The following is a 13,512-nucleotide window of genomic DNA, read 5'->3' as shown; positions in this document are numbered from 1 at the left end:
TAACCTAATTAGTGATCAATCCGAATCGCCAGGCAGCCCAAAGCGCCGCGTAACGCCCGTCACGCGCGACGAGCTCCTCGTGCGTGCCCTGCTCCAGGACGCGCCCGGCGTCGAGCACGGCGATCCGGTCGGCCGCGATCGCCTGCGTCAGCCGGTGGGCGACCAGAAGCGTGGTGCGGCCCCGGCACGCGGCCAGCGCGGCCCGTTCCAGCGCGGCGGCGCCCTGGCTGCCCGCCTCGGCCGTCGACTCGTCCAGCACGACGACGGGGGACCGGCCGAGCACCAGCCTGGCCAGCGCGATCTGGGCGATCTTGGTCACGTCGAGGCGTTCGCCCCCTTCGCCCACCTCTGCATGCAGGCCTTGAGGAAGCGCCTCCACCCACGTGTCGGCGCCGACGGTCCGCAGTGCGTCCATCAGTTCCTCGTCCGTGGCATCGGGTGCGGCCAGACGGAGGTCGTCGGCGAGCGGACCGGTGAAGACGTGCGCCTCCTGGGTCAGGATGCTGACCAGCGCACGCGCTCCGGCCTCGCCGACGTCCGCGAGATCGGTCGGTCCGATGTGGACGGATCCGGTCCGCGGCGTGCCGGTGCCCGCGACGAGTGCCGCCAGCGTCGTCTTTCCCGCGCCGGTCGCGCCCACCAGGGCCAGAGACGTCCCCGCGGGGATCTCCAGGTCGACGTCCCGCAGCACGTCGTGCGCGGATTCGGGGTAGCGGAAGGAAAGCCCGCGCACCGACACCGGCAGCGGCCCGGCGTCCGGGTCGACCGCCACCGCGCTGCGGACGAGCTCGTCGCCGTCGGACTCGGTGAGCACGCCGACCAGCCGCGCCAGTCCGGCACCGGACTTCTGCGCCTCGTCGAAGAACGCCATGATCAGGCCGAGCGGCACGAACAACTTGTGGAACAACAGCGCGGCGACGGAAACCTGGCCCAGTGAGGACTCTCCGCTGGTCACCAGGAAGTAGCCGACGACGATGATCAGGCCGAGGCCGATGAACTCCGCGCGGTTCTCCCGGCCGATGAACCGGCCGAAGAAGCGGAAGACCTCGATGCCGATGTTGCGCACCCGCCACGACTCCGTGGTCACCTTGTCCCGGAACGCGTTCTCCAGGCGGTAGGCGCGAACGGTCGCGATGCCGTCGAGGCCGCTGATCAACGCCTGCGCGCGGTCGGCCTGGGCCTCGGCACGGGCGCGGTAGAGCGGTTGCGAGCGCGGCAGGTACCAGCGCAACGCCAGCGCGTACGCGGGCAGCGCGCAGGCGCCCGCGACACCGAGCCGCCAGTCCAGCCCGAACATGCCGGCGGTCGCGATCACCACCAGCACGACCGCCGAGAAGATCGTCGGGATCGCCGTGCGGAAACCCTTGGAGATGACGGCGACGTCGTCACCGACGCGCGACAGCACGTCACCGCGGCCGACCTGTTCGATCCGCGCGCTCGGCATCCCGAGCACCGCGCGAACAGCGCCTTCCCGAAGCCGCGCCAGCATGTCCGCGCCGACCCGGCCGACCAGGTACGTCGACATCGCGGTCATGACCGCGCCGGCCAGCGCGGCCACGACCGTCGCGATGCCGATGGTCCACAGGATCGTCACGGGCCGCCCCTGGACGACCCCGTCCACCGCGGTGCCGAGCAGGAACACCGGGACGATCTGCAGCACCGCCCCGGCCACCGTCGCCAGCACGGTGGCGATCGGCAGACCGGGAGCGGTGCGGCAGTGGTCGAGCACCCAGCGCAGGGCCTCCCGTCCGGTGGCCGTGCGCAGGATGTTCGCGAGACCGTTCATGACAGGTCAGCCGGCCGACTTGGCCGACTTCGTCAGCTCGTCGATCGCGTAGGGCAGGGAGGGGAGGGTGGCCTGCGAGATCGCCGCGCCGATCGCGGGACCCTCGCTGTCGAGCAGCCACGAGACCTTGCCCGCCTTGACCGCGGGCAGGTTCGCGAACAGCGGGAAGTTCTTCAGCGAGTCCGCGTCCGCCTTGTCGGCGATCACGAAGATCCGGTCGGTGTTGATCAGGTCGATCTTCTCCGGCGAGAGCTTGGCGGAGAAGCTGCCGCCGGCGATCTCGTCGATCTTCGTGTTGCCCTTGAAACCGATGCCGGTCAGCAGCTGGCCGCGCACGTCGGTGGTGGTGAACGGCACGATGCCGTCCTTGTACCAGGTCAGTGCGGTGGCGGTCTGGTTCGCGAAGTCCGGGTTGGCCTTCTTGGCCTCGGCGAGCTTGTCGCCGAGACCCTTGATCAGCTTCGCGCCCTCGTCCGCCTTGCCGACCGCCTTCGCGATCTGCAGCACGTTGTCCTGCCACTTGGCGCTGAACGGTTCCTTCTCGTCCTTGGTGCGGCCGACCACCGGTGCGATCTTGGTCAGCTTGTCGTACCAGGCCTGGGTGGCCTCGGAGTAGACGGCGACGATCAGGTCGGGACGCAGCTGCGCGATCTTCTCGTAGTTCGGCTCGGTGTCGCCGTTCCTCATGACGACCTCGGGCGTGGCCGAACCCCACTTGTCCTTCACCCACGGCCACTGGGTGTTGATGTCGGGCTTGGTGCCCTCGGGGTTCGGGTACTGGTCGACCATGCCGACCGGGACGACGCCGAGCGCGAGCAGCGTCTGGTCGTCGGTGTAGCCGAGGGAGAGGACGCGCTTGGGCGCGGTCTTGATCTCCGTGGTGCCGAAGAAGTGCTCGACCTTGGTCGGGAACGTGCCACCGGAGGCGTTGTTCGAGTCGGACGTCGAGGCAGGGGTGGAGGAACCACACCCGGCGAGGACGGTCGCCCCGACGACCGCGGCCGCTGCCACCGCCGTCAGTCGCTTCCAGGTCATGGCTGTTCTCTGGCCCATTCGGCACCTCTTCGTTCGCTGCCCACGCGGCGGGAAAATTAGGACAGGCGAACCTTAGCATCCATTAGGCAAGCCTAACCTAGTGTCCCCGCGTCGTGGATGAAGGGCGCCTTCATCCACCTGAGGTCGATGAAGGCGCCCTTCATCCACTCACGTGCGTCCGGCCGATCGGGACGATCAACGGGCGCTCGCTGACCGGGTCGTCGATGACCTTCGCTTGCAGGCCGAACGTGTCGAGCAGCAGGTCGCTGGTGATCACTTCGTTGGGATGCCCTTGGGCGACAACGGATCCGTCCTTCATCACGATCAGGTTGTCGCTGTAGCGGACGGCCAGGTTGAGGTCGTGCAGAACCATCACGACGGTGCAGCCGCCCTCGTGCAGGTCGTCGACGAGGTCGATCACGTCGATCGCGTGCGCGAGGTCCAGGTAGGTCGTGGGCTCGTCGAGCAGCAGCAGGTCGGTGCCCTGCGCGAGCGTCATGGAGATCCACACCCGTTGCCGCTGGCCACCGGAGAGCGAGTCGACCGGGCGGTGGGCGAGGTCCGCGACACCGGTCATCCGCAGGGCCTTCGCCACGATGTCGGCGTCGTCGCTCGACCACTGGCGGACCCAGCTCTGGTGCGGGTGCCGGCCCCGCGCGACCAGGTCGGCGACGGTGAGGCCCTCCGGCGCGATCGGCATCTGCGGCAGCAGGCCCATCCGCTTCGCGACGTCCCTGGTCTTCAGCTTCGCGATGTCGTGACCGTCCAGCAACACCGTGCCCTGGCGCGGTTTGAGCAGGCGGGAGAGCGTCCGCAGCAGGGTCGACTTGCCGCACCCGTTCGGCCCGATGACCGTGGTGATCACGCCGGTCGGGATCGAGACGTCCAGGTTGTCGAGGACGACGCGGTCGGCGTACCCGACCGTGACGCCTTCGGCACCCAGTCGGGCGGCATCGTTGCGGAGCGCGGTCATAGGCCAACCTTACTTAACTGAGGCTGGCCTCACTAGCCGTGCTACACGACCACGACCTCGACCCCCGCCGCGCGGAACCGGTCCAGCTCGTCGGCGGGCGCGGACGAGTCGGTGATCACCACGTGCACGTCGGCGATGCCGGCGATCCGGGAGAACGCGCGTTTGCCGATCTTCGACCCGTCCGCGAGCACGACCACGCGGTCGGCCGCGCGCAGCAGGCAGTTGTCGGTCTGCGCCTCGACCTCGTCGTGCGTCGCGATGCCGGTGCGCGCGTCGATGCCGTCCACCCCGAGGAAGACCAGGTCCAGGCTGATGGCCGCGAGGGCGCGGTCGGCGATCGGGCCCACCAGCTCGTAGCTCTCCGGGCGCACGCCGCCGCCGGTGACCACCAGGTCGATCATGGGGCGCGGGCACAGGTCCGACGCGATGTTGAGCGCGTTGGTCACGACCTTCAGGGGTCTGGTGACGGCGAGCAGGCGCGCCAGCTCGGTGGTCGTCGTGCCGCCGTTGAGCCCCACCGAGTGGACGGACTCGGTCACGAGCCGGGCGGCCGCCTCCGCGATCCGGCGCTTCTCCTCGCGGCGGCCCACGCGGTAGCGCAGCGGCAGCTCGTAGATGACCTCGACCGCGACCGCGCCGCCGTGCGTGCGTTTGAGCAGCTTCTGCTCTTCCAGTGACTGGAGGTCGCGGCGGATCGAGGCGACGGACGTGTCCAGGTCCTCCGCGAGCCCGGTCACGCTCACCGAGCCCGCCTCCGCCAGCTTGCCCAGGATCGCTGCAAGGCGCTGCTCTTGACGCATTCGCTCACTATAACGCAGCAACCGTGCTCGATTTAGTTGAAATTGACGCATGATCACGCACTTTGCGTGCGCGTTATCTCGCCCACCTCGACCTCACGGGCCCGTGCGGCCGCCTCGGCCAGAGAGGGCTGCGCGGCCACTCCTCCTGCTGCGCGCGTCGACAGCGCACCGGCTGCGACGCCGAGTGCCAGTGCGGCGCGGAGATCCCGCTCGTGCAGCCATCCCGCGAGGAAACCGGCGTCGAACGAGTCACCGGCGCCGACCGTGTCCACCGGTTCCACCGCGGGGAGCCACGCCGTGATCCGCTGCTCGCCGTGCAGGGCGGCGCACCCGTCCCTGCCCGCCTTGACGACCGGCACCGCGCCGGTCGCCGCGAGGACCGGCAGCGGGTCCTCGGCGCCGGTCAGCGCCCTCGCCTCGGCCTGGTTGGGCAGCACGAACGTGCACTGCCCCAACAGGTCCGGCTGCAACGTCCAGTCGCCCGCCGGGTCGTCGTTGGTGTCGAGCGAGGTGGTGGCCCCGTCGCGGCGAGCCGCTCGGAAGATCTCGCGCAGACCGGCGGCGAGCCGGGGTTGCAGGAAGTACGACGCCGCGTGCAGGTGCCGCGCGGCGACCGCGGGAACGTGCTCGGGGCCGAACGCGGCGAGGCACCCCTGCGCCGTCAGGATCGCGCGGTCCCCGTCCGCCCGGTTGAGGCAGACGGTCACCGCGGTCGGCAGGTCCGGGTGGCGGGCGCACGCGCCGATGTCGACGCCGGCCGACGTGAGTTCGTCCAGCACGAAGTCACCGGCCGCGTCCCTGCCGACCATCGCCGCGAGCCCGACCCGCAGACCCAGGCGCGCGGCACCGTGCGCGACGATCGCCGCCGACCCGCCGAGCGCGAGAACTCCGCGCTCCACCAGGGTTTCCGCCTGCCCGTACGCGGGAGTGGCGGGAGCGCCGAAGACGAGCACGTCCGGGTTCGCGTCCCCGATCACCAGCAGATCGAGCATCACGCGCCTCGCAGCGCGACGGGCAGCAGGTCGCGGTGCGCGGCCGTCATCGCCGCGACGAGATCACCGATCTGGCCGACCGTGAGCGCGGCCGCGGTCGCCGGGTCGCACAGCGCGGCGTGCCGGACGTGGTCCGGGTCGCCTTCGACCGCCGCGGCCACGGTCAGGTCGACCACGTTGAGGAAACCGCGGTTCACCGCGGCGAGCTGGCGGGGCAGGTCGCCGACGTGGTGCGGGTGCACGCCGAGCCGGTCCAGCGTCGCGGGCACCTCCACGGCGGCACCCTCGGGGAGGTTGGAGATCAGGCCGCGGTTCGCGACGTTCACCTGGATCGTGCGGCGCCGGCCGGTGACCAGGCTGTGGATCACCTGTGGCGCGTACTCGACCGCCTCGTCGGGCAACGGCGGCAGCGGGTCGCCCGCGGCCAGCGCGTCCCGGGTCTTCTCGTACGTGGCCACGTTCCCGGCGCTGATCCTCGCGTAGTCGCGGACCGGGATGCGCAGTCGCTCCACTTCGGACTGGTGCCGCAGGTACCACGGCACGTACTCGGCGGAGTGCTCGCTCGTCTCCGTCGGGTAGTAGCCGAGCCTGCGGTACAGGTCGACGCGCACCCGGCGGGCCAGCCCGGGGTCCGCCGCGATGGCGGCGTCGAGCGCCGGGTAGAGGTCGCGGCCCTCGTGCTGCCAGCGCAGGATCCACGCCTGGTGGTTCACCCCGGCGGACAGGAAGTCCACTTCCTCGTGCGGCACCCCGACCAGCGCGCTCAGGTCGTGGATCGTCCAGTGCACCGAGTGGCACAGGCCGACCGCCTTCAGCTTCGGTGCGACGGTCGCCAGGTACTGGAGGTTCATCGCCATCGGGTTGGTGTAGTTGAGCAACCACGCGTCCGGGCACACGGCGAGCATGTCCGCCGCCAGCGCTTCGAGGAACGGGAACGTGCGCAGCCCGCGGAAGATCCCGCCGATGCCGAGCGTGTCCCCGATGGTCTGCCGCAGCCCGAACGACTCCGGCACGTCGAAGTCCCGCAACGTCGCTTCGTGACCGCCGATCGCGACCATGTTGACGACGACGTCCGCGTCTTCCAGCGCCTCGCAGCGGGACAGCGAGGTGCGAACGCCGGTGGCACCGGCCAGGCGGGCGAGCGCGGCCGCGACCTCCAGCCGTTCGGCGTCGTTGTCGTGCAGCGAGATCGAGCAGCCGGCGAGTTCCGGGAACGACAGGACGTCGCGGAGGAGCTGGCGGGTGAACTCGACCGAACCCGCGCCCACGAACGCGATGGTGAACATTGATCAGCCTTCCAGTACCCGGATGAGCCGAGCGACCTCGGCGGACATGGCCTCACGACCGGCGCCGAGATAGCGCCGGGGGTCGACGAGCTTCGGGTCGTCGTCGAGTGCGGTGCGCACGCTCGCCGTGAAGTGCTTGTTGAGCTGCGTGGCGATGTTGATCTTCCACATCCCGGCGCGCACCGCGGCCGCGAGGCTCTCGTCGGCGACCCCGGACGACCCGTGCAGCACCAGCGGGACCGGCACCGCCTTGTGCAGCAACGCGATCAGCTCGAAGTCGAGCGCGGCGTCGCGGGTCAGCATCGCGTGCGACGAGCCGACCGCGACGGCGAGGAGGTCCACCCCGGTCGCCGCCACGTACGCGGCGGCGTCGTCCGGGTCGGTGCGCACGCCCGGAGCGTGCACGCCGTCCTTGCCACCGATCTCACCGAGCTCCGCCTCGACCCCGACGCCGGCGGCGTGACACCGGCGCACGACCTCGGCGGTGCGGGCGACGTTCTCCTCGTGGGGCAGCGCGGAGGCGTCGAACATCACCGACCCGAACCCGATCTCCACGGCCTCCTCGACGAGGTCCTCCGACGTGGCGTGGTCGAGGTGCACCGCGACCGGGGTCGTGGCGGAGGCGGCGACCGACAGCGCGGCGACCCCGATCGGGCGCAGGGAACCGTGGTAGCGCACGACGTTCTCGCTGATCTGCAGCACCACCGGGGTGTTCGTCCGCTGTGCCGCGGCGGCGATCGCCTCGGCGTGCTCGACCTGGATCACGTTGAACGCGGGCACCGGCGCGGGCCCTCCGATCATCTCTCGAAGCTCGACCAACGGCATGTTCTAGTCCTCGGGAACTGGTCTGGGGACGATGCCCGCACGGTGCTTTTCGTAGAAGGCGCGGTCGAAGTCGCCGGCGAGCGGGGCGCGCACCGCCGCGGCGGACAGCGCGACGGCCTCGGCGAGACGCTCCGGCCACGGCAGGTGCCACGTGGCGACCAGCGCGGCCACGGCGGCGTCGCCGGCCCCGGTCGGATTGCCGGTGAGCACCTCGGGCGGTGCCGCCGTCCACACTCCGCCGGAGGTGTGCGCGGTCATGCCGTCCGGGCCGTCGGAGACGAGTGCCGCGGCGGCGCCGAGCGCCAGTGGATCGTCCACAGCGGACGCGCTGGCCAGCTCACCGCGGTTCGGGGTGATCACGGCGGGCCGGGCCGCCGCTCCCAGGGCGAGTGCGGGTCCGTCGGCGTCCAGCACCACCGGTGCCGGCGTGGCACGCACGAGCGTCGCGTAGGCGCCGGGCGGCAGTCCCCGCGGCAACGACCCCGACAGCACCACGACGTCCGCCTCGTCGGCGAGTTCGGCGTAGTGGACGAGGAAGTCGCTCCACTCCGCGGGTGTGACCGCGGGGCCGGGCTCGGCGAAGAGCGTCGCCTGGCCGGAGCCGGTCACGGCGGTGACCGTGCGGCGGGTCTCCCCGGCGATCGCGAACATCGCCTCCGGCACACCGGACCGGGCCAGGTCGTCGCGCAGCGCGGCACCCGCGGCACCGCCCGCCAGCCCCGTGGCGAGCACGGGCACACCGAGCGCGCACAACACCCGCGCCACGTTCACGCCCTTGCCGCCCGCGCGGACGGCGACGTCGGTGACGCGATGGGTGGCGCCCGGCCGCAGGGCATCGACCCGGTAGGTGACGTCGAGTGCCGCGTTGAGCGTGACCGTCAGGGCTCTCATGACGTGCCGTCGAGGATCACCGACCGGGTGAGGTTGCGCGGCGCGTCGGGGTCGAGCCCCCGCCGCAGCGCCACCTCCACGGCGAGCCGGTGCACCGACACCAGTTCGGCGAGCGGGTCCCGGTCGTGCGCGACCCACCGGCCGCCCGCCCTGGCGACGTCGAGCTCGAGGCCTTCCGGTGCCGTGCCGAACACCCAGACCAGCGAGGTCTCGTCGGTGATCGCGATCGGCCCGTGCCGGTACTCGGCGGCCGGGTAGGACTCGGTCCAGCTCAGCGACGCCTCGCGCATCTTCAGCGCGGCCTCCGCCGCGAGACCGGTGGTCCAGGGCGCGCCACCGAGGAACGTGAACTGGCTGCGCGCCACCAGGTCCGCGGGCAGCGGGTCGGCGAGCGCCTGTTCCGCGTCGAGCACCGCGTGCTCCAGCCGTTCGCCGAGGTGGGCGCGCAGCAGCACGAGCGCGGTCGTCGCGAACCGCGTCTGCACCACCGAGCGTTCGTCGGCGAACTCCAGCGCGACCACCTGGTCGGCCAGCTCGGTCACGGGCGTGCCGGGAGCACCGACGACAGCCGTCGTGGGCACCTTCGACCGCAGCCGTGCCAGCACGTCGGCGACCTCGGTGGTCGTGCCGGACCGGCTCAGCGCGAGCACGCGGTCGTACCGGCGGTTGAAGGGGAACTCGGAGGCGGGGAAGGCGTCGGTCTCGCCCAGTCCCTCGTCCTCCCGCAGCCGGGCGCAGGCCTGGGCCATGAACAACGACGTGCCGCAGCCGACCACCGCGACTCGCTCACCGGGGGCGGGCAGGGCGGCGGCGACCTCCGGTTCGGTGGCGAGCGCGATCGCCCGGCGCCAGCAGTCCGGCTGGGACGTGATCTCGGCGGCGGTGTGGAGCTGCGCGGAACTGGTGTGCATGGCGGATTCCTTTGGTAGGTCGGTCACTTGATGCCCGCTGCGGCCACCGACCGCACGAAGAACCGCTGGGCGAAGAAGAACACGAGCAGGACGGGCAGCTGGCTCAGCACCGTGCCGGCCATGAGCTTCGGCCAGTTCGTCGTGTGCGCGCCCTGGAAGCTCTGCAGTCCGATCTGGACGGTCATGACGCCGGGGCTCTGCACGGCGATCAGCGGCCACAGGAAGTCGTTCCAGGTCTGCAGGAACGTGAGCACGGCCAGGGTCGCGAGCGTGGGCCGCATCAACGGCAGCAGCACCCCGAACAAGGTCCGCAGCCTGCTCGCACCGTCGATCCGCGCGGCCTCCTCCAGCTCCCTGGGCAGCGTCGTGAAGAACTGCCGCATCAGGAACACGCCGAACGCGGTGGCGAGGTTCGGGGCGATGAGCGCGCCGAGCGTGTCGACCAGCCCCAGCGACCGCATCATGATCAGCAGCGGCAGCATGACGATCTGGAACGGCACCATCAGCGTCGCGAGCACGAGGAAGAAGGCGAGCCTGCTCCCGATGAACCGGATCCGCGCGAAGGCGTAACCGGCCAGCGAGCAGAGCAGCAGGTTGCCGGCCACGCAGACGACGGACACCACGAAGCTGTTGAACAGCCACGATCCCAGCGGCGCGTCCCGCAGCGCCGCGACGTAGTTCTCCCACTCGATCCCGGCGGGAAGGCCTGGTGGGAAGCGCCGCGACTCGGCCTGGGTGGACACCGACACGAGCAGCATCCACGCCAGCGGCGTCACCATGACGGCGGAGAGCGGCAGGAGAACCAGGTGCAGCGCGCTGGGCCTGCGCGCGCGTGCCGTGCTCATCGGGCCTCGTAGATGGACGTGCGGCGGTTGAACCGCAGCTGGACGAGCGTGAACACACCGATCACCAGGAACACCGCGCAGCCGATCGCCGCCGCGTACCCGCCGTCGAAGCTCACGAACGCCTCGTTGTAGAGGTGGTAGACGAGCACGGTGGTCGCGCGCAGCGGACCGCCCTTGGTCGTCACGTAGACGGCGTCGAAGAGCTGCAGGCCGTTGATCGTGAGCCACACCACCAGGAATCCCGTGGCGGGTGCCACCAGGGGCAGCTCGACGTGCCAGAACGACCGGACCCGCCCGCAACCGTCCAGAGCAGACGCTTCCAGCAGGTCCTTGGGCACGTTCTGCAATGCGGCCAGGTAGATGATGACCGCGAACCCGAGCCAGCCCCACACGGTCATCGCCACGACGACGTACAGCGCCTGGCCGGGATCGGTGAAGAAACCCTGCTTCGGCAGGCCCACCGCGTCCAGCGCGGCGTTGACCAGGCCGAACTGCGGGTTCGCGAGCCAGTTGAACATGATGCCGGTGGCGACCGTCGAGGTCACCAACGGCACGGACACGGCGAGCCGGTACAGCACGACACCGCGGATCTTCTGGTTCAGCATCACCGCGACGGGCAACGCGAGCACGAGCGTGATCGGCACGAACAGGGCGACGTAGACGAGCGTGCGCTCGGCCGCGTCCCAGAACAGGGGATCGGCGACGAGCTTCGCGTAGTTGTCGCCGCCGATGAACGTCCCCGGCGAGGTGAGGTCGGTGCGCTGGAAGGACAGCGCGAACGACCACACCACCGGGACGAGCCCGAACGCGCCGATGAGGATCACGGCGGGTGCCGCGAACCCCCACCCGGCGGCGTGGTCGGCGAGCTTGCGCCGGTCGGGCGTCATGAACCTGCCAGCGCCTGATCCACCTCGTTGCGCGCCTGGCCGAGTGCGGCGTCGGGCTCCGCCATGCCGAGCAGGACCGACTGCACGGCGATGCCGAGGGACTTCGAGATCTGCGGGTACTGCGGGATGTTCGGTCGTGACTTCGTCACGTTCTTCGCCAAGTTGTCCACGAACACGTTGGTACCCGGGTACTTCGCCTCGAACTCCGCGTAGCCCGCCAGGTCCACTTCGGACTGCCGGATCGGCAGGTGGCCGGTGTCCATCGCGAACTCCAGGTGGACCTCCGGGGAGAGCAGCCACTTCAGGAACGGCAGCGCCTCCGTGCGGCCCTTCTCCCCGAACACCACGAACGTGTCCGGTCCCGCGATCGTCGCGTGGGTGACCTTGCCCGGCAGGATCTGCACGCCGTAGGACACGTCCTTGTTGAGGTTGCCGAGGTCCCATGGTCCCGTCCACAGCATCCCGATTCGTCCGGAGTTGAAGAGGTTGAGGTACTGCTGGTCGCCCTGGTCCAGGTACACCGACTTGTCCGTCACGGACATGTCCCGCAGCAGTTGCATGGCCTGGTGACCCGCTTCCGAGGCGAACGCGGCCTTCTTGCCGTCCTTCGAGAGGAGGTCGCCGCCCGCCTGCCAGAGCAGGGCGAGGAAGCGCCACACCGTGTCCTCGGAGCCGTCGTTGACGTAGGCCCAGCCGAACCGTTCGCCCGCGGTGAGCTTCTTCGCGGCCGACCGGAAGTCCTCCCACGTCCACGTGGGGGTCGGATAGGAGATCTTGGCTTCGTCGAAGAGCTTCTTGTTGTAGACGAGCGACAGGTTGTCCACGAGCGCCGGGACGCCGTAGATCTTCCCGTTCACCGTCGCGGCCTCACGTCCGGCGGCGAACAGGTCGTCCCAGTCGAACTCCTTGTCACCGCGCAAGGCGTCGGTGAGGTCCTGCGTCTGCGGACGGTCGGTCAGCCCGGTGATCGAGGAGCCGTACTGATAGGCGGCCTCGGGTGGGTTGCCCGACGCGAACGACGCCAGCGTCTTCTGCAGGGCGTTGTCGTTACCGCCGTTGAACACCAGCTCGACCTGCTGCTGCGGATGCGTGGAGTTCCAGCGCGCCGCGAGCTTGTCGAGTGCGGTGGCTTCGTCCGCGGTGTAGCCGTGCCACACCTTGGCCTTGCCGTCACCGCCGGAGCCGGTGCCGCACGCGGACGTCAGGACGAGCGCGGCGCCCATCGTGAGCACCGTGCGGCGACTCGGTCCTCTGCCGTGCGCCATTTCGACTCCCTTGCGTGATGACTGCGGCTGTGAGCCGGAACCCTAGGAGAGAATCGCTCAAACAAGCAAGAGGTGTGACCGAATGAGATTGTTTGGTGGCCAATATGACGGGATTCGCGCTACAGTCGCTCACTCGATCACCACTTCTGAGCGTTCAAGGAGCTTGGCGCCCTATGACCTCCCCTGCCCGCGCCCTCATCGCCGCCGCGCTCGCCGCACTCGCCGCCTGCGCCGCGGGACCGCTGACCCCGGAGAGCCAGGCGGTCGACGTCTCGGCCGCCGCGGTCCAGCTGCCGCCCGTCGGCGCGGTCCTCGACTACCAGCTCGGTGCCGCGTACACGCCGCCCAAGGGCGTGAACCTGGTGACTCGCGACAGCACGGCGTCCCCCGCGCCCGGCATCTACAACATCTGCTACGTCAACGGGTTCCAGACGCAGCCGGCGGAGCGCGACACCTGGCTGAACCAGCGCAACCACCTGCTGCTCAAGGACTCGTCCGGCAAGCCCGTGGTCGACCCGGACTGGCCGGACGAGTTCCTGCTGGACACCTCGACGGCGGCCAAGCGCACCGAGCTCGCCTCGATCACGGGCGCCACCATCGACCAGTGCGCGACCAAGGGCTTCAAAGCCGTCGAGGTCGACAACCTGGACTCCTACTCGCGCTCCGGCGGCCGGTTGAGCGTGAGCAACAACCTCGCCTACGCGAAGCTGCTCGCCGACCGCACGCACAACCGCAACCTCGCGATCGGCCAGAAGAACTCCTCCGAGCAGGCTTCGCGCGCCCGTTCCGAGGTCGGTTTCGACTTCGCGGTCTCAGAGGAATGCCACCGCTGGAAGGAGTGCTCGTCCTACTCCGCCGTGTACGGCAAGCAGGTGATGGACATCGAGTACACCGACAACCTCCGCGGCACGTTCAAGGACGTGTGCGGCGACCCCAAGACCCCGGCCACCACGACGTTGCGCGACCGCTTCCTCGTCGCGCCCGGCCAGAGCGACTACGCGTTCGACCACTGCTGA

Annotated in this window: 13 protein-coding genes; 1 reads left to right on the top strand and 12 read right to left on the bottom strand. The window is 70.2% G+C overall.

Going from position 1 to position 13,512, the window contains the following annotated elements:
* Nucleotides 1–4: 4 nt before the first annotated feature.
* The 12 genes from ABZV40_RS28860 to ABZV40_RS28805 form a co-directional block, all read right to left on the bottom strand.
* Nucleotides 5–1,786: an ABC transporter ATP-binding protein gene (locus ABZV40_RS28860; protein WP_355448152.1), complete on the bottom strand. Its 1,782-nt coding sequence runs from the start codon at nt 1,784–1,786 to the stop codon at nt 5–7.
* 6 nt (nt 1,787–1,792) lie between these two features.
* On the bottom strand, nt 1,793–2,821 hold the full coding sequence (locus ABZV40_RS28855) for an iron-siderophore ABC transporter substrate-binding protein (RefSeq protein WP_355448149.1): 1,029 nt from the start codon (nt 2,819–2,821) through the stop codon (nt 1,793–1,795).
* A gap of 160 nt (nt 2,822–2,981) precedes the next feature.
* The gene (locus ABZV40_RS28850; protein WP_355448146.1) at nt 2,982–3,794 is read right to left on the bottom strand and encodes an ABC transporter ATP-binding protein; all 813 of its coding nucleotides are present in this window, start codon (nt 3,792–3,794) and stop codon (nt 2,982–2,984) included.
* A gap of 41 nt (nt 3,795–3,835) precedes the next feature.
* Nucleotides 3,836–4,594 carry a DeoR/GlpR family DNA-binding transcription regulator gene (locus tag ABZV40_RS28845; RefSeq protein ID WP_355448143.1) on the bottom strand — a complete coding sequence of 253 codons (759 nt, stop codon included), beginning with the start codon at nt 4,592–4,594 and terminating at the stop codon, nt 3,836–3,838.
* A gap of 53 nt (nt 4,595–4,647) precedes the next feature.
* Nucleotides 4,648–5,586 carry a carbohydrate kinase family protein gene (locus ABZV40_RS28840; protein ID WP_355448140.1) on the bottom strand — a complete coding sequence of 313 codons (939 nt, stop codon included), beginning with the start codon at nt 5,584–5,586 and terminating at the stop codon, nt 4,648–4,650.
* Nucleotides 5,586–6,872, bottom strand: coding sequence for an alpha-galactosidase (gene melA / locus ABZV40_RS28835; RefSeq protein WP_355448138.1), 1,287 nt, complete (start codon nt 6,870–6,872; stop codon nt 5,586–5,588). Before melA ends, ABZV40_RS28840 begins: the two co-directional genes overlap by 1 nt.
* 3 nt (nt 6,873–6,875) lie before the next feature.
* Entirely contained in the window at nt 6,876–7,697 is an 822-nt protein-coding gene (locus tag ABZV40_RS28830) for a class II fructose-bisphosphate aldolase (protein ID WP_355448135.1), read from the bottom strand.
* A gap of 3 nt (nt 7,698–7,700) precedes the next feature.
* Nucleotides 7,701–8,588, bottom strand: a complete 888-nt coding sequence (locus tag ABZV40_RS28825; protein ID WP_355448133.1) for a hexose kinase — start codon at nt 8,586–8,588, stop codon at nt 7,701–7,703.
* Entirely contained in the window at nt 8,585–9,499 is a 915-nt protein-coding gene (locus ABZV40_RS28820; protein WP_355448130.1) for a sugar isomerase, read from the bottom strand. The genes ABZV40_RS28825 and ABZV40_RS28820 overlap by 4 nt, the downstream gene beginning before the upstream one ends.
* Before the next feature lie 23 nt (nt 9,500–9,522).
* Nucleotides 9,523–10,344, bottom strand: a complete 822-nt coding sequence (locus tag ABZV40_RS28815; RefSeq protein WP_355448127.1) for a carbohydrate ABC transporter permease — start codon at nt 10,342–10,344, stop codon at nt 9,523–9,525.
* Complete coding sequence (locus tag ABZV40_RS28810) at nt 10,341–11,231, bottom strand: sugar ABC transporter permease (protein ID WP_355448124.1); 891 nt, start codon at nt 11,229–11,231, stop codon at nt 10,341–10,343. Before ABZV40_RS28810 ends, ABZV40_RS28815 begins: the two co-directional genes overlap by 4 nt.
* Nucleotides 11,228–12,496, bottom strand: coding sequence for an ABC transporter substrate-binding protein (locus tag ABZV40_RS28805; protein WP_355448121.1), 1,269 nt, complete (start codon nt 12,494–12,496; stop codon nt 11,228–11,230). Before ABZV40_RS28805 ends, ABZV40_RS28810 begins: the two co-directional genes overlap by 4 nt.
* A 173-nt stretch (nt 12,497–12,669) precedes the next feature.
* Here ABZV40_RS28805 and ABZV40_RS28800 point away from each other — a divergent pair, with 173 nt between their 5' ends.
* A complete protein-coding gene (locus ABZV40_RS28800) occupies nt 12,670–13,512 on the top strand; it encodes an endo alpha-1,4 polygalactosaminidase (RefSeq protein ID WP_355448118.1) in 843 nt (280 codons plus the stop codon).

The organism is Lentzea sp. NPDC004782 (assembly GCF_040609115.1).
Classification (GTDB): Bacteria; Actinomycetota; Actinomycetes; order Mycobacteriales; family Pseudonocardiaceae; genus Lentzea.
Note: the sequence above shows the minus strand (reverse complement) of the source record. Positions and strands in the feature narration are given on the sequence as shown.

Bases quoted from the DNA above. Each gene is read 5' to 3' on its own strand.
- ABZV40_RS28850 (WP_355448146.1), bottom strand. From the start codon at position 3,794: ATGACCGCGCTCCGCAACGATGCCGCCCGACTGGGTGCCGAAGGCGTC.
- ABZV40_RS28830 (WP_355448135.1), bottom strand. From the start codon at position 7,697: ATGCCGTTGGTCGAGCTTCGAGAGATGATCGGAGGGCCCGCGCCGGTG.
- ABZV40_RS28845 (WP_355448143.1), bottom strand. From the start codon at position 4,594: ATGCGTCAAGAGCAGCGCCTTGCAGCGATCCTGGGCAAGCTGGCGGAG.
- ABZV40_RS28800 (WP_355448118.1), top strand. From the start codon at position 12,670: ATGACCTCCCCTGCCCGCGCCCTCATCGCCGCCGCGCTCGCCGCACTC.
- ABZV40_RS28820 (WP_355448130.1), bottom strand. From the start codon at position 9,499: ATGCACACCAGTTCCGCGCAGCTCCACACCGCCGCCGAGATCACGTCC.
- melA (WP_355448138.1), bottom strand. From the start codon at position 6,872: ATGTTCACCATCGCGTTCGTGGGCGCGGGTTCGGTCGAGTTCACCCGC.
- ABZV40_RS28840 (WP_355448140.1), bottom strand. From the start codon at position 5,586: ATGCTCGATCTGCTGGTGATCGGGGACGCGAACCCGGACGTGCTCGTC.
- ABZV40_RS28805 (WP_355448121.1), bottom strand. From the start codon at position 12,496: ATGGCGCACGGCAGAGGACCGAGTCGCCGCACGGTGCTCACGATGGGC.
- ABZV40_RS28855 (WP_355448149.1), bottom strand. From the start codon at position 2,821: ATGACCTGGAAGCGACTGACGGCGGTGGCAGCGGCCGCGGTCGTCGGG.
- ABZV40_RS28810 (WP_355448124.1), bottom strand. From the start codon at position 11,231: ATGACGCCCGACCGGCGCAAGCTCGCCGACCACGCCGCCGGGTGGGGG.
- ABZV40_RS28825 (WP_355448133.1), bottom strand. From the start codon at position 8,588: ATGAGAGCCCTGACGGTCACGCTCAACGCGGCACTCGACGTCACCTAC.
- ABZV40_RS28860 (WP_355448152.1), bottom strand. From the start codon at position 1,786: ATGAACGGTCTCGCGAACATCCTGCGCACGGCCACCGGACGGGAGGCC.
- ABZV40_RS28815 (WP_355448127.1), bottom strand. From the start codon at position 10,344: ATGAGCACGGCACGCGCGCGCAGGCCCAGCGCGCTGCACCTGGTTCTC.